This is a genomic window from Microtetraspora glauca (assembly GCF_040656155.1).
Lineage (GTDB): Bacteria > Actinomycetota > Actinomycetes > Streptosporangiales > Streptosporangiaceae > Microtetraspora > Microtetraspora glauca.
Window position 1 is genome coordinate 231700 of the sequence record NZ_JBFALK010000009.1, and the last position, 20371, is coordinate 252070.

Below are 20371 nucleotides of genomic sequence, written 5' to 3' on the forward strand. Positions count from 1 at the left end.
TCCGGGCAATCCGACTCCGACTCCGGGGAACCCGACTCCGACTCCGGGGAACCCGACTCCGACTCCGGGGAACCCGACTCCGACTCCGGGCAATCCGACTCCGACTCCAGGGAACCCGACTCCGACTCCGGGGAACCCGACTCCGACGCTCTAGCTCGAGCCGGTCGTGACCTTCCGTCAACGCCGGCCCGAATCCCATGCGGGCGTGGACGGCGTTGACGGACGCGAGATCTGTGGGGAGGCCCGGTCATCATGGTGACCTTCCCCACCGTGAGTGAAGGCCGCACCGCACCACAATCTAACTTCCAGCGATCTCCAAGCGGAGATCACTAGCTTCTCGGCAGGAGAAAAGATCTCCCGTCATCGCCGCGACCTCGGCCGCGTTCAGTGCGCGACGGACGGCGTACTCGCCGCTGCGGTCACCGATGTGCGCGGTCGCCGTGCCGGCGAGGTGTCGAAAACCTCGCGACTGATCTTCAGTCGAACCGGCGTATGACTCACGACCATGATGGAGGAAGCACGATGAAGCACGCGGTTGTCCGGCGGCTGGGCCGTCCGGCGCTGGTGGTGGCGCTGGCCGCGGGGGTGCTGTGGGGCGGCGTCGCACCCGCCGCGGTCGCCGCGTCCACCGCGTACGCGACCGGCACGTTGGGGCCGTACGGATACGGCGGTGTGAAGCTCGGGATGAGCGCCAAGCAGGCCCGTGCGACCAAGAAGATCGTGTCCAAGGCCAGTTGGAGCCCGTGCACGGGCTGGGACCTGAAGGCGCACCCGACCGGCCGCGACGAAGTGGGCCTGTACATCTCCAAGAGGCGCGGCGTGGCCATGATCTTCGCCCCCAAGGGGGTCATGACCCCTCAGGGGATCGGGATCGGCTCCACCGAGGCGGAGTTGAAGGATGCCTACCCCAAACTGAAGCAGTCGGCGAGCGGATACCCCGTCGTCACCGTCCCGGGCAACCGGAAGGCCTCCTACCGTTTCCTGCTGTCACGCGGCCGGATCTACGAGATGGCCCTCGCCCTCAACAATCAGGACTGCACCAACTGATGCCCTGAGCAGTCGATGCTCTGGCGGTACGCGGCGAGGTTCTCGGAGATCTCGTCGGCTGTCATGGTCCCGCGGCGAAGGGTGTGGGGGTGGAGTTCCGGACGTCGATCCGCTTCGGGTGTGGGACCAGGCCGGTGAGATGGGCCGCCATCGCCATAGATCGCCAGCATGTGATCAACAACATCCGGGTCAGCCAGCCGGAGCAGCGGCGGGAGCGTGAGGTCAGGGAGAACCGGGGCTTTGAGATCCCGGCCGATGTCCTCGCCCAGCTCGTCGCGGCACGCGGCGGCAACGGTGGTAGCGGGGGCGCGATCAGCGGCGGTGGCAACAACAACGCCAACGGCGGCAACGGAGGCGACGGCAACGCCGCAGGCATCTCCCCAGAACTGGCCTGCTGATCCACACCAGAGCGCTCCGCCACCCTTCGCCAGGGTGCGGGGCGCTCGACTGTGTGCGAGGCCCTACTGCTGGGGCCAGCCGGGTACGCCGATGCTGCAGCCGGACATCCAGAAGCCGACACCCGCGGCCGTGTACGGCACCGTGTTGTCCGGCAGCATGTCCGGCGGCGCCCAGATGAGCTTGGCGCACTTGCCCGGTTCGGCGTTCACGACCTCGCCCTCCCAGCGGGAGGCGGTGAAGAACACCCCCATGCGCGGCCGTCCTTCCGGCGAGTAAGGCGGGGTCCGCGGTCATGTGCGGGTGGCGGTGATCAGACGGCGGGCGCCCTGGTGGAGAAGGTCGGCGGCGACGCGGCAGCCGAGGGTGGCCGGGTCGTCGACGTCGCCCCACGCGTGGGAGCGGACGAACTGCGAACCGTCGCGGTTGAACACCATCCCGTACAGGCTCAGCTGCCCGTCGGCGGTGGTGGAGGCGTATCCGGCGATCGGGGAGTTGCAGTGGCCGTGCAGCATGTGGAGCATCGTCCGCTCGGCGAGGATGTGCCTGGCTGTGGCCGGGTGGTTGAGTTCGTCGAGCAGCCGCATCACGGGGGTGTCCGCCTGGCGGGCCTGGACGCCGAGGACGCCGGCGCCGACCGCCGGGACCATCGACATCGCGCCCTCGCCGGAGGGGTGGAAGTCGATGGGCAGGACCTCGTGGTGGCGGTCCAGGATGTCCAGGCGGCTGAGGCCGGCGTGGGCGAGGATCAGCGCGGTGTACCTGCTGTCCGGCTCATCGAGCTTCGCGAGCCGGGTGTCGATGTTCCCGCGGATGCGTTCGGTGCGCAGGTCGGGCCGGTAGATGGAGAGCTGGGCGCGGCGGCGCACGGAGCTGGTGCCGATCAAGGACCCGGTGGGGAGGTCGGCGAGCGGGGTGCCGTCCCGTGTGATCACGACGTCGTGGACGTCGTCCCGCGGCAGGTAGGCGCCGAAGGCGGTTCCTTCGGCGAGGGGCACGTCTCCGGGGACGTCTTTCATGCAGTGCACGGCGATGTCGACCTGTGCGCTGATGAGGGCGCGGTCGATCTCCTTGGAGAACGCGCCCTTGCCGCCGAGTTCGGAGAGGTCGCCGGGCCACAGGTCGGCACTGACCTGGGTGGGGACGATCTCCACTGGTATGCCGGGTGCGTGCTTGCTAACGAGCATGGCGACGTGCTCGGCCTGGACACGGGCCAGGACGGAAGTGCGGGTACCGATCCGCAGTGGGGCTACGGCGAAGCGGGCCGCGAGCATGTCGGTGAGCGCGTTGGTCATCGTGGTCGACTTCTTCCTGATCGTGATCTACCTGGACGGCGGCCGTGCTACCAGCGACATTCTGGTGACCGCGTGCGAGGTCTGGGTCTGATCGGGTGTGGTGTGTCCTGACCTCGGCAGCCTCATACGGCCAAACACAGCCAAATACAGCCGAGGACAGCCGATCATCCCGGGATCGGTAGGGTTGGACCCATGAGCACGCCTGCGGAACGCTACGCCGCCTTCCGTGAGCAGCAGGCCGGTAGCGGGCCCGCCCTCACCTCGTTCCGGGGTCTGTACGACTTCGCCCTCGACGAGTTCCAGATCGACGCCTGTCAGGCCCTGGAGGCCGGTGACGGTGTCCTGGTCGCCGCCCCGACCGGGTCCGGCAAGACCGTGGTCGGGGAGTTCGCCGTCCATCTCGCCCTGGAGCAGGGCCGCAAGTGCTTCTACACGACGCCCATCAAGGCGCTGTCGAACCAGAAGTACAACGACCTCGTCCGCCGCTACGGCGCGGCCAAGGTCGGCCTGCTGACCGGGGACAACAGCGTCAACGGCGAGGCGCCGATCGTGGTCATGACCACCGAGGTCCTGCGCAACATGCTCTACGCGGGGTCCGGCACGCTCGCCGGTCTCGGCTACGTGGTCATGGACGAGGTGCACTATCTCGCCGACCGGTTCCGCGGCGCCGTCTGGGAAGAGGTGATCATCCACCTGCCCGAGTCGGTGCGAGTGGCCGCGCTCTCCGCGACCGTCAGCAACGCCGAGGAGTTCGGCGAGTGGCTCGGCGAGGTCCGCGGCGACACCACGGTCATCGTCGACGAGCACCGTCCCGTGCCGCTCTGGCAGCACATGCTGGTCGGCAACCGCCTGTATGACCTGTTCGCCAACGAGGGCGACGGCGTGCTGCGCATCAACCCCAACCTCATGCGGATCTCCCGTGACGAGGTGCGGCTGGCGCAGGCCCGGGGCCGGCGGGGGTACACCCGGCCGAGGCGCGGCCCGGCCCCGCACCGGCCGGACATCATCGAGAAGCTCGACGCGGAGGGGCTGCTGCCCGCGATCACGTTCATCTTCTCCCGCGCCGGGTGCGACACCGCCGTCATGCAGTGCCTGTACGCCGGTCTGCGGCTGACGACGGAGCGGGAGCGGCACGAGATCCGCCAGATCGTCGACGAGCGCACGGCCCACCTACCGGACGAGGATCTCGCGATCCTCGGCTACCTGGAGTGGCGCGACTGCCTGGAGCGCGGCCTCGCCGCGCACCACGCGGGCATGCTGCCCGCGTTCAAGGAGGTCGTGGAGGAGCTGTTCACCAAGGGCCTGGTCAAGGCGGTGTTCGCGACCGAGACCCTGGCCCTGGGCATCAACATGCCCGCGCGGTCGGTGGTCATCGAGAAGCTCGACAAGTGGAACGGCGAGACCCACGCCGACCTGACCCCGGGGGAGTACACCCAGCTGACCGGTCGCGCCGGGCGGCGCGGCATCGACGTCGAGGGCCACGCGGTCGTGGTGTGGCAGCCCGGCATGGACCCGATCGGCGTCGCCGGGCTCGCCAGCACCCGCACGTACCCGCTGCGCTCCAGCTTCCGCCCGTCGTACAACATGGCGGTCAACCTCGTCGGGCAGGTCGGCCGGGCCCGTGCCCGCGCGTTGCTGGAGGACTCGTTCGCCCAGTTCCAGGCCGACCGGGCGGTCGTCGGGCTGGCCCGCCAGCTGCGCAAGTCCGAGCAGGCTCTCGAGGGCTACGCCGAGGCCATGACGTGCCACCTCGGCGACTTCCAGGAGTACGCGGGGCTGCGCAGGCGGCTGTCGGACCGGGAGGCCGAGCTGTCCCGCCAGCGCGGGGCCGCCCGCAGGGCGCAGGCCGTGCAGTCCCTGGAGGAGCTGAAGCCGGGAGACGTCATCCGGGTCCCCGGCGGGCGGCGCGCGGGGCTGGCGGTGGTCCTCGATCCGGGGGTCAACGTCCGGGGCGAAGGGCCCTCCCCGCTCGTGCTCACCGCGGGCAAGCAGGTCAAGCGGCTGTCCCCGGCCGACTTCCCGGTGCCGGTGGAGCCGGTCGAGCGGATCAGGATCCCCAAGGGGTTCAACGCGCGGGCCCCGAAGGAGCGGGCCAACCTCGTCTCGACCATGCACGCCAAGATCGGCGACCGTGATCTCGGCAAGCCGCCCCGCGCCAAGGACCACGCGGCCGAGGACGAGGAGATCCTGCGGCTGCGGCGGCAGCTGAGGCAGCACCCCTGCCACGGCTGCGACGAGCGGGAGGACCACGCGCGGTGGGCCGAGCGGTACCACAAGCTGCTGCGCGAGACCGAGGTCCTGCGCCGCAGGGTCGAGGGCCGGTCCCATGTGATCGCCCGGACCTTCGACCGGGTGTGCGGTGTGCTCGACCAGCTCGGCTACCTGGAGGGCGAGACCGTCACCCAGGAGGGGCGGCGGCTGGCCAAGCTCTACACCGAGCTGGACCTGCTCACCGCGGAGTGCCTGCGCGCGGGCCTGTGGGAGACGCTGGACCCGGCGGAGCTCGCCGCCTGCGTGTCGTCGCTGATCTACGAGTCGCGGCAGTCCGACGACGCCCGCAGCCCGCGCATCCCGGCCGGCGCCGCCAAGGAGGCGCTGGCGGCCATGATCCGGCTCTGGGGCGAGCTGGAGTCCATCGAGGAGGACCACGGGCTGTCGTTCATCAGGGAGCCCGACCTCGGGTTCGCCTGGGTGGCGTTCCGGTGGGCCAAGGGGCACAGCCTCGACGCCGTTCTCACCGACGGCGATCTCGCGGCCGGTGACCTGGTCCGCTGGATGAAGCAACTGCTCGACCTCCTCGGCCAGCTCAGGGACGCCGCGCCGGTCGGAAGCAAGGTCAAGGAGAACGCGAACAAGGCCATCGACGCGCTGCGCCGGGGCGTGGTCGCGTACTCCTCGGTCAACTGATCGGCGGCGAACTGACCGCCCGGTCGGGGGCGTGTAGCGGCCAGTTCGCGCACAGTAACCACAGGGCAAGGTTCTCGGGTGATCTGGGTGGAAATCTCCCTACAACAAGCCCCGCAGTCCCTGGAGGTAGGGATGTTCGCTCTCCTCGCCGCGCTCTTCTTCCTCGCAGCACTGGTCTTCGCCATCGGCGGCTGGGCCGTCGGCGCCGTCCTCACGGTGACCACGCTCGGCGTCGCCGGACTGTTCTTCCTCGCGCTGCACCTCGGCGGGTACGGCACGAGCTGGAGCCTGAAGAAGTAGCCTCCCGCGGCTACCGCACCGGAAACGCGCGGGCCCCGAGGACACTCGTCCTCGGGGCCCGTCGCCGTGATCACATGTGACGACTGACGGATGGCAGGTGATGGCGCGTGCCGGGCGCGCGTGGCGGCGGCGGGGTCAGGTCGCGGCGCGCGAGGAGAGCGCGGAGAGGAGCCGGTTCAGCGGGCCGTCCAGGCCGTACCTGTCGGAGAGGGCCACCAGGCGGTCGGCGTCGAGCGGCGCGGTGGGGCAGGCCAGGCCGGTGCCGGGAACCGGCGCGTCGTGCGCCACCTTCACCACGGCGGGCGCGACGTTCAGGTAGTCGCGAGCGGCCGCCAGCTTGGCCCGCGCCCCGGCGGGGAAGCCCTCCTGGACCCCCTCGTCCAGGGCGGCGATCAGCTTGTCGAGCGAGCCGAACCGGCTGATCAGCGTGGCCGCCGTCTTCTCGCCGACACCCGGCACGCCGGGGAGACCGTCGCTGGGGTCGCCGCGCAGCGTCGCGAAGTCCGCGTAGCCCCGGCCGGGGATCCCGTACTTCTGGGCGACAAATCCCTCATCGATCGTCTGAAGGTTACGAATGCCTCTTACTGTGTAAAGGACCCGGCAGGGCTTGGCGTCGTCCACGAGCTGGAACAGGTCGCGGTCCCCGGTGACGATGTCCACCGCCCCGGCCTCCCGGTACGTCAGCGTCCCGATGACGTCGTCGGCCTCGTATCCGTCGGCGGCGAGCCGTGCGATGCCGACCGCGTCGAGGATCTCCTCGATCACGGGGATCTGGGGCACGAGGGTGTCCGGCACCTCCTCCTCGTCGCCCGTCGCGACGCGGTGCGCCTTGTACGTGGGAATCGCCGCGACCCGGAAGGCGGGCCGCCAGTCGGCGTCCATGCAGGCGGCGAGCCGCGTGGGCGAGTGGTCGCGCACCAGGGTGGCGATCATGTCGATGAGCCCGCGTACGGCGTTGACCGGCATGCCGTCCGGCGCGGTCATCGACTCCGGCACACCGTAGAACGCGCGGAAGTAGAGCGAAGGGGTGTCGAGAAGCATCAGCACCCGTCCATCATGGCCAGGGAGAGGGTCCGCCGGGCGCACCGGGGAGGGAAATCCTCTCCCGGTCGCGTTTCCGGGTCCCGGTGGCGCCTAGCCGTCGAGGACCCCGACCGCGAGGAGGCAGGTGTCGTCCTCCGGGTTGGGACCGCCGAGCGCGTCGAGGAGCCGGTCGAGACCGGGATCGAGGTCGTCGTGCCCCGAGATCGTCTCCGCCGCCCCCAGGGTGAGGGCCAGGCCCTCGTCGATGTCGCGCGAGCGCCGCTCCACCAGGCCGTCGGTGAACATCAGCAGCAGGTCGTCGGGGTGGAGCAGGATCTCCGCCACGTTGTACCGCGGGCCGGGCGCGGCGCCGAGGACCATGCCCTGCGGCGGCTGGAGCTGGCGGGCGACGCCGTCCCGGACGAGGATCGGGGACAGGTGGCCCGCCTGGGCCCAGGTGAAGACGCGGGTCGCCGGGTCGAAACGGCCGATGATCACGGTCGCGGTGGTCTCGTCGAGGCGGCTGAGCACGAGCTCGTTGAGCCACGCCAGCAGCCGGTCCGGGGACTCGCCCGTCATGGTCAGTCCCACCAGGGCGTGCCGGAGTTGGGCCATCTGCGCGATGGCCGGCAGGCCGTGACCGGAGACGTCGCCGATCGCGAGGAGCATCCGGCCGTCGGGCAACTGGGCCGCCTCGTACCAGTCGCCGCCGAGGCTGGCCGCCTTCTCCGCCGGGACGTAGCGGACCGCGACCCGCGCGTGCGGCAGGTCGATCGAGCCGCCGGGCTCGGGCAGGATCGCGTCCCGCAGCGCCAGTGTGATGGTGCGGTCCTCGGCGGCCTGCTCGCGTACTTCGAGAAGCTGCGTCCGCAGCCGGTCCACGATCTCCGTGGTCGTCGCGGGGACCACTGTGCGTTCGCCGGTGAAGGGAGGGCATGGCCCGGCGCCGCCAGCTACGGCGATCATGTGAACAGCTCCTCGAGCAGGAAGGGATGGGGAACGGAAAGTGATTGTTCCGACGCGCAGCGTAGCATCGCGAGACCGTTTCACGTACCGCGGGGGTGGGGCCCCGACCAGCCTCGGGCCGGTACCTGGTGTGTGCCGGACCCGAGCTCCTCGTTAGATTGGAGCGCGTGACAACGACGTCCTCTGATCTCTATCCCGTGTCCCGTCTCGCCGCCGTTCAGGAGGCGACCGCGGCCGCGGGCCTCGGCGCGCTGCTGCTGACGCCCGGACCCGACCTGCGCTACGTCACCGGCTACGACGCGCTGCCCCTGGAGCGGCTCACCTGCCTCGTCGTCCCCGCCTCGGGAGAGCCGTTCATGATGGTTCCCCGGCTCGAACTGGCGGCCGCCGAGCACTCGCCCGCCTCGCGGCTCGGCGTCGAGTTCGTCGCCTGGGACGAGACGGACGACCCGTACGGCCAGGTCGCGCATCGGCTGGGGTCCCTGTCCAAGGTGGGTCTCGCCGACCGGATGTGGGCTCTGCAGTCACTGCGGTTCCGCGACGCGATGCCCGGGGTCGAGCAGGTGCTGGCCGGGAGTGTGCTGAGCCCCCTGCGCGCGCGCAAGTCCCCGGCCGAGGCCGCGGCACTGCGGGCCGCGGGTGCCGCCATCGACGCCGTCCACGCCCAGGTGCCGCGGTTCCTCAAGGCGGGCCGCAGCGAGCGCGGGGTGGGCCGGGACATCGCCGAGGCGATCCTCGCCGCCGGGCATGTCACGGTCGACTTCGTGATCGTCGGCTCCGGCCCGAACGGCGCCAGCCCGCACCACGAGGTGTCCGACCGGGTCATCCAGCCGGGCGACGCCGTGGTGGTGGACATCGGCGGCACCATGCCGAGCGGCTACTGCTCGGACTCCACCCGGGTCTACTGCGTCGGTGAGCCGTCACCCGAGTTCGTGAAGTACTACGAGGTGCTCAAGGACGCCCAGGAGGCGGCCTGTGCCCACGTACGCCCCGGCGTGACCTGCGAGTCCGTGGACGCCGCCGCCCGCGACGTGATCACGGAGGCCGGTTACGGCGAGTACTTCATCCACCGGACCGGGCACGGCATCGGCCTGGAGACCCACGAGGACCCGTACATCGTCTCCGGCAACACGGCCCTGATGGAGCCGGGATTCGCCTTCTCCGTCGAGCCCGGGATCTACCTTCCCGGCAAGCACGGCGCGCGCATCGAGGACATCATGATCTGCGGGGAGACCGAGGGAGAGCGGCTCAACCACTCCACGCGTGACCTCGTCATCGTGTGACACCTCTGTGCGCTGATGGCGGTCAGGCTTCACGATCGGGGTGGCCGGTGACCCCGGTCGCCCCGATCGCGAAGCCGTACCCATATCGGGACCCATATCGGGCGCGCCATCGCGGGTCAGCGCGCGGTGGCGTCCTGTATCCGATCTAGAGCACGCCGCAGGTGGCGGCGCCGCTCGCCATCCTCCGCGAACGCGCGCCAGCCGCCGAAGTAGTTCAGTCGCAGGTCGCCGGCGAGGGCCGCTTCCAGCAACGGGGCAGCGCCGGCGGCGGGGGCGCCGATCTCGCCGAGATATCCGGGGCCGATGGCGCCGAGCGCCGCGGCGGCCCACAGGCGCGCGTCGCCGTCGAGCAGACTCCTCAGCTCCGGTACGGCGGGCGCCGCCGACGCTCCCCACGCTTCCAGAGTCTGGGCGAGGACACGTCGCAGTTCGAAGTTGTCAGCCCGGCGCAGGAGATCGCGCGCGGCGGGTACGAGGACGTCGTCCCATCCCTCAAGCCGTCCGAGCAACTCGTGCAGACCCGGCAGCGCGGCACGCCAGCCCCCACAACGCGACGTCGGCGATGCGGGCCTTCCCGCGACGGGACAGTCGCGTCTCATCCGCCAGCATGGCGGCCAGCCGGTCCAGGTGCGGCCCTGCCTCGCCGCTGGCGACGAGCAGGTGCAGCGCGAACGCGCGGACCGTCGCGTCGGGGTCATCGAGGTGCTCGACCAGCGGAGGGAGCAGTTCGGGCAGCGCGGACAGCCAGGTGCTCAGGACGACGCCCCCCCGCCTTCACCCCACCGATCCGCACCTGCGGGTCGCGATGCGCCAGCATCCTGGTGGCGAAGCGGATGCGTGCCCGGCAGTGCCCGCCCAGCTCGTGGTCGATACCCCAGACCAGTGACTCGGGTGTGCCCCCGTACCACGGGTTGTGCCGCCAGGCCGCGAGATCACCGTCGCGGACGGCGCCGCAGACCAGGTCGATGTCCGCGGCCAGGCGGCTGAGCGCCATCGTCGCGGCCAGTCGTACCTGAGGCTCGGGATGCTCCCGCAGACCTTGCAGCCAGGTGGCGCCGTGCGGGGACAGCTTGCCCGCGGCGAGCACCAGCCCGAGCCGTACGGTCAGGTCGGGTTCGGCCGGCCACCTGGCGCGCAATCGCTCCACGACCGTCTCGGCCTGTGGACGCGCGGCCCCGAGCGCCCACGTCGTCATCCGCCGTACGTGGACGTCGGCGTCGTCGAGCAACTCCAGCAGCGGAGGTATGGATGCCGCCCACGCCTCCTGCCAAGCCGGATCGACCCCTCGCCCCCTGAGCTCTCCGGCCTCGTACGCCACGTTTCCGACAAGTGCCACCAGCTTGGAGCGGAGGGGAACACCGGGGGCGGCGGCCAGTTCGACGAGGAACGGCACAGCGGCGGGTGCGGCTGAGCAGATCCATCCGCCCTGGTGGAAGAGGTTGTTCTCCAGCTTGAACAGTGCCTCATCGGCGGCGGGGCCGTCGATGATCTGGCGCAGCAGCCCGGGAATGTCGTCGGCCGCGCCGTAGTTGTGCTTCAGCTCGTCCCAGCGAATCCCGTTCAGCTGTTCCAACACGTGTGATTCCTCCGTCGGTCTGGATGCCACGGGTACGCTGACCGGTGTTCGGCGGCGGCTTGGGAGTCAAGTCATCCAGTGTGCGGGATGACCGCCATGGGCGCGATCAAGGAGTTGATCCGAGAACGGACTGATGCGACGATCTCGGCGATCGGTCGCATGTCGTACGCGAACAGGTGCCGGGACCCTCGGCCGGAACTGTGAAGGAAAGGTGGGGCGTGATCCTGGACGGTGGCCCTGAGGGCGATATCCCGGGTCGAGCGCCGGTGGGAGACTCGCTGACGCATCCGCTCGCGGAGGTGCTGGATGGAGTCGGCAGGGGCGAGTACCCGGACGCGGACGGCGCCGTGCGCGTCCTGGGCCAGCCGAACGACCGCGACTGCGGCGTGATCGCCTTCACCGGGCACAGCGTGGTCTTCGCGGACGTGGACCCCGAGTGGGCGCGCGGGTTGCTTCCCGGTGACGATCTGTCCGCGCCGCTGAACCCGCCGTTCCTCAGCGCTCTGGAGAAGCGGACCGGGCGCAGCGTGAACAACGTGGACATGCTGGTGGTGGCCGGTCCGCTGGCCGGTCCACCCCCGGTGTCCCTCAGCGAACTCGCCGATCCCGACCATCCCCGGGTGCGCCGTGCCGTACGGCATCGCGACGGGGTGCGGGTGTGGCGGGCGGAGGGCGGGATCGTGCTGCTGGGCCGGGGCGTGGCCGGCCGGTGGGAGATCGCGGTGGAGGTCGATCCCGGATACCGGGGCCGGGGGCTCGGCGCGCGGCTCGCCCGTGCCGGGCGGCACCTGCTCGGCGAAGGACAGGTGGTGTGGGCCCAGATCGCTCCGGGGAATGCGGCCAGCGTCCGGGCCTTCCTGTCCGCCGGGTTCACCCCCGTCGGCGCCGAGGCCCTGCTCGTCCCGGCCGCCGACGTGTGAGAGCCGACGGTCAGGCGGCCTCGCCGCCCGGTGTGGCGCCGATGGCGTCCGCGAGAGGCGCGGGCAGGGGATAGACGGTGACGGACTCCTCGGAGTAGGCGGCACGGATCTGCCGATAGGGCACGTTCATACCGATCAGCGTCGCGAATCGGCTCTTCACCGGGCAAACGCATTTTTCACCTGAAAGCCTGATTGATCGGGACGGCCCAGGTGGGACGAACGGGACAGGTCACGTCGGCGAGGAAAGACGCTCTTGGCCGGTACACGGGCGGCGTTGCACCATCGGTGCATGGCGGCCCTGGCTCCCGGCGATCCGCGCCGGCTCGGTGACTACTGGCTGGCCGGGCGGCTGGGTGAGGGCGGCCAGGGAGTCGTCTACGAGGCATACGACGCGACGGGCCGCCGGGTGGCCGTCAAGGTGCTGCGGGCGGACGACGGCGCCGGCATGCGGGCCAGGTTCGCCAAGGAGGCCGCCGCCGCGCGGAAGGTGTCGCCGTTCTGCACCGCCAGAGTGATCGAGGCCGACCTCGACGCGGCCCTGCCGTACATCGTCAGCGAGTACGTGGGCGGGCCGAGCCTGCGGCAGGCCGTGGAGCGGGACGGGCCGTACGAGGAGGACCGGCTCTACCGGCTGGCCACCGGCGTGGCGACCGCGCTCGCGGCCATCCACCAGGCGTCGGTCATCCATCGCGATCTCAAGCCGGACAACGTGCTCATCGGCCCCGACGGACCACGGGTGATCGACTTCGGGATCGCCCGCACCCGGGAGATGTCCCTCACGACCACCGGGCACGTGGCCGGGACCCCGGCGTTCATGGCCCCGGAGAGCGTCCTCGGGCAGCGGGCGGGCCCGGCGGTCGACATCTGGGCGTGGGGCGCCGTGACGGCCTTCGCCGCGACCGGGCGCGAGCCGTTCGGAGGGGACGGCATCGCGTCTCTCTTCCACGGCATCCTGGGCGCGGAACCCGACCTCTCCATGATCGAGGAGCCGCTGCGCGGCCTGGTCGCCGCCGCCATGGCCAAGGACCCGCGCGACCGGCCGACCGCCAGGTCGCTGCTGCTCGGCCTCGTCGGCGGCAGGAACGAACTGGCGCTGCTGCTCGCGGCGGGCACCCGTACGGCGGAGCTGGTCCGGCCCCCCGCCGGCACGTCGCCGCCGTCGCTCGCCGCGCTGGCCGAGGACGCCTACTCCGGACTCGGCCCCGCGGACCGTGCGCTGGTGCCGAGGATCCTGCTCCGCATGGTCACGCCGGGGGAGGGCGAGGACGACCTGCCGAGGAAGATCCACCCCGGCGAACTCCTCGACGGCGTGGTCGGCCCGGCGACGGCCGAGCGCGTGCTGTCCGGGTTCGCCCGGATGGACGTGGTGGCACGCGAGGGCGACGCCGTCTCCCTCGCGAACGCGGCCCTGCCGCGCGCATGGCCCCGGATGCGCGAGTGGATCGACGCGGACAGGGACGGCCTGCGGATCCACCGGCAACTCGGCGACGCGGCGGGGATGTGGGACCGGCACGGCCGCCGCCCCGGCGATCTCTACCAGGGCACCGCGCTGGAGACCGCGGTCGCCTGGGCCGCCACCGGGCGGCAGCACGTCACGCTCAACCTGCTGGAGAGCGCCTTCCTCGACGCGTCCCTCGCGCTGGGCCGGGTGCGGGGCCGCCGCAGGCGCCAGCTCACCGGGGCGCTCTCCGCGCTGCTCGTCCTGGTGCTGGCGTCGGCGGTGGTCGCGGTGGTCCAGGGGGCGGCCGCCGCCCGGCAGCGTGACGTCGCCGCCGCGCGGCAGACCGCGGCGCGGGCGGACTCGCTGCGGTCGGCGGACCCGGCCAGGGCGATGCTGCTGAGCGTCGCCGCGTGGCGGCTCGCCCCAGTGTCGGAGGCACGCGCCGCGCTGTACAGCTCGCTCGCCCAGCGCGAGCACAGCGTGTCACCGCCGCCGAAGGTGACCGCGGAGGCGCGGTTCGGCCTCAGCGGCGACGGGCGGACCCTCGCCGTCGTCGACCAGGACCGGGCGGTGCTGTGGGATGTGGCCGCCGGCAGGGAGCGGGGCGCCGTCTCCGGGGTCGGCCGTGCCGTACGGGATGTGGCGCTGAGCCGGGACGGCAGGTGGCTCGCGGTCGCGGGGGAGCGCTCGGTGCGCGTCTGGGATCTCGTGTCGCGGCGGCCCGCGGGCTCGGAGATCGGCCAGGTGGCGAGGTGGCTGGACTTCAGCCCGAGCGGGCGGTCGCTCGGCCTGGTGACCGAGGGCGGCAGGTGGCAGGTCTGGGACACCGCCGAGGGCACCCGGATGGTCGACCGGGCGGACGCCGGGGTCGAGGCCGTGGCGATGTCGTACGACGACCGGCTGGCGGCCCCGATGCTGGACGGCGACCGGTTCGAGCTGTGGGACGTCACCACGGGGAGGCGGCTGCCCGTACCAGGCGAAGGGCGGGCGGTCTGGGTCGCCTTCGGCCCGGACCGGCGGACCCTGGCGGTGAGCGCGGGCGCGGACGTCGTCTTCTGGGACCTGCCGGAACGGGCCCGCAGGGGAGGGCGGCTGGAGGGGGCGGGCGCGGTCTGGCTGGCGTTCAGCGCCGACGGGCGCTTCGTCGTCACCTACGACAAGAGGAGCGTCGGCCTGTGGTCGGCCGAGGGCGTGTCGCTCCTGCGCTATCCCCTGGGCGACACCTCCGGCATGCCGTCCGCGCGGATCGGCGCCGACGGCCGCACCCTCAGCTATCTGCTGGGAGGAGGGGCGGTCGCCGTGCTGGACGTGGACGCCGGCGCCCACTCCCTGAGGCTCGCCCCCGAGATCCAGACGGTCGCCTTCAGCCGCGACGCGCGGCTGGCCGCCGTGCAGACCGGAACCTCCCTTGAACTGTGGGACGTCGCCGGCGGGCGGAGGCTGGGACCTCCCCTGGCGTCCCCGGCCGCCACGGCGCTCGCGTTCAGCCCGGACGGGCGGGTCCTCGCCGTGGGCGCGGAGGACCCGCCCGTCCTCACCCTCTGGGACGTGTCCCGGCGGGTACGGCTGGCCGCGCTCCCCCTCGCGGACGTGAACTGGGTGGGCGGGCTGGCGTTCAGCCCGGACGGGCGGACGCTCGCGGTCAGCCCGTCGAGCGGCAGCCCCGAGCCGGTGCAGCTCTGGGACGTGGCCCGCCGGACCAGGAGCGACGTCCTCGCGCACGACGGCGGGGACGTCATGGCGTTCCGGCCGGACGGCGGGGCCCTCGCCGTTGGCGGCCTGGCCAACGCGCTCGTCGCGCTGCCCCGAGGGCCGGTCTGGGACCGGCCCTTCGGGCCCAGCGACGACGGCGTGCGCTCGGTGGCGTTCAGCCCGGACAGCCGCACCGTCGCGACCGGGTTCAGCAAGCTCGGCGTGGACCTGTGGGACGCCACGACCCGCCGCAGGACGGGCCGTCTGGCGCCGCTCCAGGGGCGTCTCGACGACGTGGTCGCGCTGGCCTTCTCCCCGGACGGCCGGTTCCTCGCCACCGGAGGGGCGAGCGGCAGCGTACGCGTCTGGGACGTGGCGGCGCGACTTCCGCTGGGCCAGCCGTACACGGCCCACACGGGTCAGGTGACGGCCCTGGCGTTCGGCGCGGGGGGACGCGATCTCTACAGCCTGGGCTGGGACGGAACGCTCCAGCGCTATCCCGTCGATCCCGGGCGTGCCGCCACCGCGGTGTGCGCGCGCGCGGGGGCGACGTTGTCAGAGGACGAATGGCGACGCCTCATCCCCGAGGTGTCCTACCGGAAGGTGTGCTGATCGTGCTGCGACTTCTCCTTCTCCTTGGACTCGCGCGTCTCACCGGCGGCCGGAGCGGTGACCGGAGCGGCGGCCGGGGCGGTGACCGGACCGACCGCCTCGACGGCCGCGACCGTCCGGATCCGCCGGCCGTCGAGTACGCCGAGGTCACGCCGGACCCGGTGGTCCTGGACCCCGACGCCAGGGTTCCGGTCCGGATCGACGTCGTCACCGGCGGATCGGGCGGCGAACCGCCGCGCGGGGTCCTCTCGGGCCCCGACGGGTGGCGTACCGAGCTGGACTTCCACCGCGCCGCCGAGTCGCCGTTCGAGGAGGGATGGCGGGCGGAGCACGTCTTCTCGCCGAGGGCCGCGCGCGGCATCTGGCGGGCGACCATGACGCTGGGCGAGTCGGCCCACGAGCTGGAGTTCTCGGTCGAGGACGCGGAGGAGAGGGATCCGGCCGCGATCGTCGACTTCCGCGTCAGCCCCGAGCAGGTGGAGGAGGACGCGCCGATCACGCTCAGCGGGGCCTTGAAGGCCGAGCGGGTCCGGCCGGAGAAGCACCGGATCGTGCTGTCCTTCCGGCAGGAGGACGCGCTGTCGTGGAGCGAGATCGCGGAGATCGGCACGGACGAGTCCGGCGAGTTCGCCGTGACGCTCGACGCGTGGGAGCCGGGATGGTGGCGCGCGGACTATCTCGGCACGCCGCGCGGGTCCGACGGCTACCGCGCCCTCCGGAGTACACGGAGCGAGGCCGCCTACTCGATGGTGCGCAGCGGCCCCAAGATGCGGTCGCGGTTCTCCGGGTACAACGCGCTCCCGTCCGTAGCGGGCTCGGGGAAGCTCGTGAAGCACACGGGCAAGCTGATCCACGAGACCCCGCTGGATCCGCCGCCCGGCGTCGAATGGGTGGCCGCCCCGTCGAGGGAGGTGACCTTCTGGTTCAAGCCCTCCGGCGGTTCGTGGTCGTCGGCTCCCGTCGCCAGGGCGACGACCACGAACAACGGTTCCTTCACCAAGAAGCTCACGGCGGCGAGGTCGGGCGAGTGGCAGGTGCGCTACAGCGGCCAGAGCGGAGATCTGAAGGCCGCTCCGAAGACCCGCCAGGTGAAGGTGAGATGAGGGAAAGGGCAAACTGACACCATTTGTCGGCACGCGACGCGCCGATACGGCGCTACCGTTTCAGACGTGGAGGAGATCGATCGCCGCATCGTGTCGTTGCTGGCCCGTGACGGCCGGATGAGCTTCACCGATCTGGCCAAGGAGACCGGGCTGTCGGTGTCGGCCGTGCACCAGCGCGTACGCCGGCTGGAGAAACGTGGCGTGATCCGCGGATACGCGGCGCTCGTCGACTACGACGAGATCGGCCTTCCGCTGACCGCGTTCATCTCCATCAAGCCTATCGACCCGGCCGCGCCCGACGACGCGCCGATACGGCTCAGCCACATCTCGGCGATCGAGGCGTGCCACAGCGTGGCCGGCGACGAGAGCTACATTCTCAAGGTCCGGGTCGCCTCGCCCATCGCCCTGGAGGAGTTGCTGCAGCAGATCCGCGCCTCGGCGAACGTGAGCACCCGCACCACGATCGTCCTGAGCACGCCGTACGACTACCGCGCCCCCGAGATCGAGCCCGGCCTGACCGGGGACGACGCCGAACGCTGAACGGGCGGCCCCGGTGCCGGGCCGCCCGTTCAGCGTTCGCGCGCCGGGCCACTACACCTGGGCGGGAAGGAAGTGCCCGCGCACCCGCTCGTACGCCTCGGGGGCCGCGCCGATCCGGTCGAGGCCGAGCAGGGCGGCTCCGACGATCGGCGGCACGTCGGCGACGACCAGCACGGCGTGCGGGGCGCGCTCCGCGTACCTCCGCTCGATGAGCGCCATGAGGAGCTCGTCGCCCGCGGTGAGCACGCCTCCGCCGAGCACGACCTCGCAGGGCCCGTCCAGCAGGCCGAGGCGGCGCATCGCGACCTCGCCGAGCACGGTCACCTCCTCGGCGAGCCGCTCGACGAGGCCGCGGGCGATCGTGTCGCTCCGCGCCGCCGCGAGCAGCGGGGGCACCAGCTCGTGCAGCCGCTCGACGGGCAGCTCCCCGAAGTGCAGCCCTATGACGGCCTCCTCGACCGTCGCCGTGCCGAACCCGGCGCGGACCACGTCCACCAGGGCGGTCCGCGGACCCCTGCCGTCCTCGGCGCGCGCGGCGTGCCAGAGCGCCTCCTCGCCGAGGCCGTACCCGCCGCCCCAGTCGCCGCTGAGCCGGCCGAGCGCGGGGAACCTGGCCACCTCGCCGGAAGGGGCGACGCCGACCGCGTTGATGCCGGCGCCGCAGACCACCGCCACGCCCCAGGGGCCCCTGGCCCCGGCGCGCAGCAGTGCGAAGGTGTCGTTGCCCACGACGACGTCCGGCGCGTGGCCGCGGCGGAGCAGCTCGTCGCGGAGCCGTTCCTCCTCGATCGGCAGGTCGGCCCCCGCGACGTACGCGGCGATGTGATCGGCGATGTGACCGGCGTGACGGGCGTGGTCCGCCTCGCCGGGCGAGGCCGACGAAGCCGACGAAGCCGGCGCGGGACCGGCCTGAGGGAGGGTCCGCTCCACGATCTCGCCGATCACGTCGATCGCCGCCGCCACCCCGGCGCTCTGCGGCAGGAACGCCGCGCCCCTGCCGGTGGCCAGCACGGACCCGTCCTCGGACACGAGGGCCACGTCCGTCTTGCTGTTCCCTCCGTCGACCGCCAGCACGGTACGCGGGCGACGCTCGGTCACCGGGACACCGCCCAGGCGAGATGGGACCGGTTGGCCTCGACGAGCAGCCGGGCCAGGTCGTCCGCCAGGGACGCCTGCCCGACCAGCGGATGCGCGAGCAGCGCGTCCCGCACCCGCCGCTCGCCGCCGCGCAGCGCCGCCTCCAGGGCCAGCGACTCGTACGCGGAGACGTGCCCGATCAGGCCCCGGTACAGCGGTTCGAGCGGATCGACCGGCAGCGGCACGGCCCCGGCGGCGGTGATGCGGGCGGGCACCTCGATGACCGCGTCGGCGTCCAGGAACGGCAGCGTGCCGCCGTTGCGGGTGTTGACCACCTGGACGTCGCCCCGGTCGTTCACGAGTGACGCGATCAGCGCCACGGCCGCCTCCGAGTAGAAGGCGCCTCCCCGCTTCTCCAGCAGTTCCGGCTTGGTGTCCACCGAGGGGTCGGCGTACAGGTCGAGCAGCGCGGACTCCATGGCCGCCACCTCGGCCGCCCTCGACGGCTTGCGCCGCTGCTCCTCGACCACCAGGTCGTGCGCGTAGAAGTAGCGCAGATAGTACGAGGGGACCACCCCGAGGTCGCGGATCAGCTCCACCGGCAGTTCGAGACCGGCGGCGATCTCCTCGCCGTGCTCGGCGAGCACCCGGGGGAGGACGTCCTCCCCGTCGAGATGGACGGAGCGCACCCAGGTCAGGTGGTTGAGACCGACGTGGCCGAGCGAGATCCGGTCGGGGGTCACGCCGAGACCGGCCGCGAAGCGGCGCTGGAATCCGATCGCCACATTGCACAGGCCGATCGCGCGGTGGCCCGCGTCGAGCAGCGCCCTGGTGACGATGCCCACGGGGTTGGTGAAGTCCACGATCCACGCGTCCGGCGCGAGGCGGCGCACCTTCTCGGCGATGTCGAGCACCACCGGGACCGTGCGCAGCGCCTTGGCCAGGCCGCCCGCACCGGTCGTCTCCTGGCCGACGCAGCCGCATTCGAGCGGCAGCGTCTCGTCCACGTTCCTGGCGGCCTGCCCGCCGACCCGCAACTGCAGCAGCACGGCTCCCGCCCCGGCGACGCCGTCCTCGACGGTCGTGGCCGTGCCGACCGTGGCGGAATGGCCGGCGCGGACCAGCATCCGCCTGGCCATCCCGGCCACGAGCGCCAGACGGTGCTCGTCCGGATCGACCAGGACGATCTCGGAAAGCGGGAGTTCGTCACGCAGGCGGGCGAACCCGTCGATCAGCTCCGGTGTGTACGTGGAGCCGCCCCCGACAACGGCCAGCTTCATTTCACTCCTGTCAGTTTGACGCCCTCGATGAAGACCTTCTGGGCGAAGAAGAACACGACGATCACGGGTGCCATGGCCAGGACGGTCGCGGCCATGGTGAGGTTCCACTGGACCCGGTGCACCGACCGGAACGCGGCCAGCCCCAGCGACAGCGTCCAGTTGTCCAGGTCGGTCCCCGCGTACAGCAGCGGGCCGTAGTAGTCGTTCCAGCAGTAGAAGAACTGGAACAGGGCGACGGCGGCGATGGCCGGTCTGGCCATCGGCAGGATCACCCGCATGAGCGTCCGGAACTCGCCGCAGCCGTCCACCCGGGCCGCGTCGGAGTACTCGCGCGGGATCGTCACGAGGAACTGGCGCAGCAGGAAGATCGAGAAGGCGTCGCCGAGCAGCATGGGGATGATCAGCGGCCACAGTGTCCCGGTCAGGTGGAACCGCGCCCACACCAGATAGACGGGTACGGCGACGACCTGCGGCGGAAGCATCATCATGGTGATGACCAGCAGGAACGCCAGCTTGCGCCCCCGGAACCTGAACCGCGCCAGCGCGTACGCCACGGGGATCGACGACAGCAGCATGAACGCGGTGGCGAGCAGCGAGTACATGAGCGTGTTGCGGATCCAGGTCAGCAGCGGCGCCTTCTCGAAGATGTCCGAGAAGTTGTCCCAGTTCCAGGTGGTGGGCCACAGCTGGGACGTCAGCGCCTGCTGGTCGCTCATCACGGCGGTGAGCCCGATGAACACCAGAGGCCCGAGGAACATGATGGCCAGGGCGATGGCCACGGCGTGCTTGGCGATCCAGTACAGCGTGGCGCGGCCACGGGGCCCGCGCGCGGGCGCGGGCGGGCGGGCCGTCACCCGCTCGGGAACTGCGGTCGCGGTCACGGCGCCACGCTCCTCGGCACGGAGATCACCGC

The 20371-nt window shown here is 71.8% G+C and carries 18 protein-coding genes; 9 read left to right on the plus strand and 9 right to left on the minus strand.

The window, feature by feature from the left end:
* Positions 1-522: 522 nt before the first annotated feature.
* Positions 523-1047 (plus strand): hypothetical protein, encoded by a 525-nt coding sequence (locus AB0I59_RS18540; RefSeq protein WP_061255693.1) that lies wholly within the window; start codon positions 523-525, stop codon positions 1045-1047.
* 134 nt (positions 1048-1181) lie between these two features.
* Complete coding sequence (locus AB0I59_RS18545) at positions 1182-1445, plus strand: hypothetical protein (protein ID WP_358134178.1); 264 nt, start codon at positions 1182-1184, stop codon at positions 1443-1445.
* 63 nt (positions 1446-1508) lie between these two features.
* On the opposite strand, the gene AB0I59_RS18550 is transcribed toward AB0I59_RS18545, so the two are convergent.
* Both AB0I59_RS18550 and hemC read right to left on the minus strand, forming a co-directional pair.
* On the minus strand, positions 1509-1697 hold the full coding sequence (locus AB0I59_RS18550) for an NUDIX hydrolase (RefSeq protein WP_358134181.1): 189 nt from the start codon (positions 1695-1697) through the stop codon (positions 1509-1511).
* Between the two features lie 39 nt (positions 1698-1736).
* On the minus strand, positions 1737-2738 hold the full coding sequence (gene hemC, locus AB0I59_RS18555; RefSeq protein WP_358134183.1) for a hydroxymethylbilane synthase: 1002 nt from the start codon (positions 2736-2738) through the stop codon (positions 1737-1739).
* A gap of 192 nt (positions 2739-2930) precedes the next feature.
* On the opposite strand from hemC, the gene AB0I59_RS18560 reads away from it, so the two are divergent.
* Positions 2931-5645, plus strand: a complete 2715-nt coding sequence (locus AB0I59_RS18560; RefSeq protein WP_061255696.1) for a DEAD/DEAH box helicase — start codon at positions 2931-2933, stop codon at positions 5643-5645.
* A gap of 132 nt (positions 5646-5777) precedes the next feature.
* Complete coding sequence (locus tag AB0I59_RS18565) at positions 5778-5945, plus strand: hypothetical protein (RefSeq protein WP_169806557.1); 168 nt, start codon at positions 5778-5780, stop codon at positions 5943-5945.
* Between the two features lie 135 nt (positions 5946-6080).
* Here AB0I59_RS18565 and AB0I59_RS18570 read toward each other — a convergent pair whose 3' ends face one another.
* Both AB0I59_RS18570 and AB0I59_RS18575 read right to left on the minus strand, forming a co-directional pair.
* Complete coding sequence (locus AB0I59_RS18570; protein WP_061255779.1) at positions 6081-6986, minus strand: 5'-3' exonuclease; 906 nt, start codon at positions 6984-6986, stop codon at positions 6081-6083.
* 93 nt (positions 6987-7079) lie between these two features.
* Positions 7080-7934 carry a PP2C family protein-serine/threonine phosphatase gene (locus AB0I59_RS18575; protein WP_061255697.1) on the minus strand — a complete coding sequence of 285 codons (855 nt, stop codon included), beginning with the start codon at positions 7932-7934 and terminating at the stop codon, positions 7080-7082.
* A 167-nt stretch (positions 7935-8101) separates the two neighbouring features.
* On the opposite strand from AB0I59_RS18575, the gene AB0I59_RS18580 reads away from it, so the two are divergent.
* The gene (locus AB0I59_RS18580) at positions 8102-9217 is read left to right on the plus strand and encodes a M24 family metallopeptidase (protein ID WP_061255698.1); all 1116 of its coding nucleotides are present in this window, start codon (positions 8102-8104) and stop codon (positions 9215-9217) included.
* Positions 9218-9333: 116 nt separating this feature from the next.
* On the opposite strand, the gene AB0I59_RS18585 is transcribed toward AB0I59_RS18580, so the two are convergent.
* Entirely contained in the window at positions 9334-9816 is a 483-nt protein-coding gene (locus AB0I59_RS18585) for a hypothetical protein (RefSeq protein WP_358134187.1), read from the minus strand.
* 95 nt (positions 9817-9911) lie between these two features.
* Positions 9912-10793 (minus strand): HEAT repeat domain-containing protein, encoded by an 882-nt coding sequence (locus AB0I59_RS18590; RefSeq protein WP_358134190.1) that lies wholly within the window; start codon positions 10791-10793, stop codon positions 9912-9914.
* Between the two features lie 266 nt (positions 10794-11059).
* Here AB0I59_RS18590 and AB0I59_RS18595 point away from each other — a divergent pair, with 266 nt between their 5' ends.
* From AB0I59_RS18595 to AB0I59_RS18610, 4 genes are all read left to right on the plus strand, one after another.
* A complete protein-coding gene (locus AB0I59_RS18595; RefSeq protein WP_358134193.1) occupies positions 11060-11713 on the plus strand; it encodes a GNAT family N-acetyltransferase in 654 nt (217 codons plus the stop codon).
* A gap of 289 nt (positions 11714-12002) precedes the next feature.
* Complete coding sequence (locus AB0I59_RS18600; RefSeq protein ID WP_358134196.1) at positions 12003-15458, plus strand: WD40 repeat domain-containing serine/threonine protein kinase; 3456 nt, start codon at positions 12003-12005, stop codon at positions 15456-15458.
* A gap of 2 nt (positions 15459-15460) precedes the next feature.
* Positions 15461-16561 (plus strand): hypothetical protein, encoded by a 1101-nt coding sequence (locus AB0I59_RS18605; protein WP_358134199.1) that lies wholly within the window; start codon positions 15461-15463, stop codon positions 16559-16561.
* A 66-nt stretch (positions 16562-16627) separates the two neighbouring features.
* Positions 16628-17101, plus strand: a complete 474-nt coding sequence (locus tag AB0I59_RS18610) for an Lrp/AsnC family transcriptional regulator (protein WP_082776880.1) — start codon at positions 16628-16630, stop codon at positions 17099-17101.
* A gap of 51 nt (positions 17102-17152) precedes the next feature.
* Here the strand turns inward: AB0I59_RS18610 and AB0I59_RS18615 are convergent, their stop codons facing one another.
* The 3 genes from AB0I59_RS18615 to AB0I59_RS18625 are packed head-to-tail and all read right to left on the minus strand — an operon-like array spanning position 17153 to position 20339.
* Positions 17153-18199 carry an N-acetylglucosamine kinase gene (locus AB0I59_RS18615; RefSeq protein ID WP_358134202.1) on the minus strand — a complete coding sequence of 349 codons (1047 nt, stop codon included), beginning with the start codon at positions 18197-18199 and terminating at the stop codon, positions 17153-17155.
* Positions 18196-19458: a 6-phospho-beta-glucosidase gene (locus AB0I59_RS18620; protein WP_358134205.1), complete on the minus strand. Its 1263-nt coding sequence runs from the start codon at positions 19456-19458 to the stop codon at positions 18196-18198. The genes AB0I59_RS18615 and AB0I59_RS18620 overlap by 4 nt, the downstream gene beginning before the upstream one ends.
* On the minus strand, positions 19455-20339 hold the full coding sequence (locus AB0I59_RS18625) for a carbohydrate ABC transporter permease (protein WP_358134208.1): 885 nt from the start codon (positions 20337-20339) through the stop codon (positions 19455-19457). The genes AB0I59_RS18620 and AB0I59_RS18625 overlap by 4 nt, the downstream gene beginning before the upstream one ends.
* Positions 20340-20371 lie beyond the last annotated feature (32 nt).

Coding starts and splice junctions, on each gene's coding strand:
- AB0I59_RS18540 (WP_061255693.1), top strand. CDS start 523: ATGAAGCACGCGGTTGTCCGGCGGCTGGGCCGTCCGGCGCTGGTGGTG.
- AB0I59_RS18550 (WP_358134181.1), bottom strand. CDS start 1,697: ATGGGGGTGTTCTTCACCGCCTCCCGCTGGGAGGGCGAGGTCGTGAAC.
- hemC (WP_358134183.1), bottom strand. CDS start 2,738: ATGACCAACGCGCTCACCGACATGCTCGCGGCCCGCTTCGCCGTAGCC.
- AB0I59_RS18560 (WP_061255696.1), top strand. CDS start 2,931: ATGAGCACGCCTGCGGAACGCTACGCCGCCTTCCGTGAGCAGCAGGCC.
- AB0I59_RS18565 (WP_169806557.1), top strand. CDS start 5,778: ATGTTCGCTCTCCTCGCCGCGCTCTTCTTCCTCGCAGCACTGGTCTTC.
- AB0I59_RS18570 (WP_061255779.1), bottom strand. CDS start 6,986: ATGCTTCTCGACACCCCTTCGCTCTACTTCCGCGCGTTCTACGGTGTG.
- AB0I59_RS18575 (WP_061255697.1), bottom strand. CDS start 7,934: ATGATCGCCGTAGCTGGCGGCGCCGGGCCATGCCCTCCCTTCACCGGC.
- AB0I59_RS18585 (WP_358134187.1), bottom strand. CDS start 9,816: ATGAGACGCGACTGTCCCGTCGCGGGAAGGCCCGCATCGCCGACGTCG.
- AB0I59_RS18600 (WP_358134196.1), top strand. CDS start 12,003: ATGGCGGCCCTGGCTCCCGGCGATCCGCGCCGGCTCGGTGACTACTGG.
- AB0I59_RS18620 (WP_358134205.1), bottom strand. CDS start 19,458: ATGAAGCTGGCCGTTGTCGGGGGCGGCTCCACGTACACACCGGAGCTG.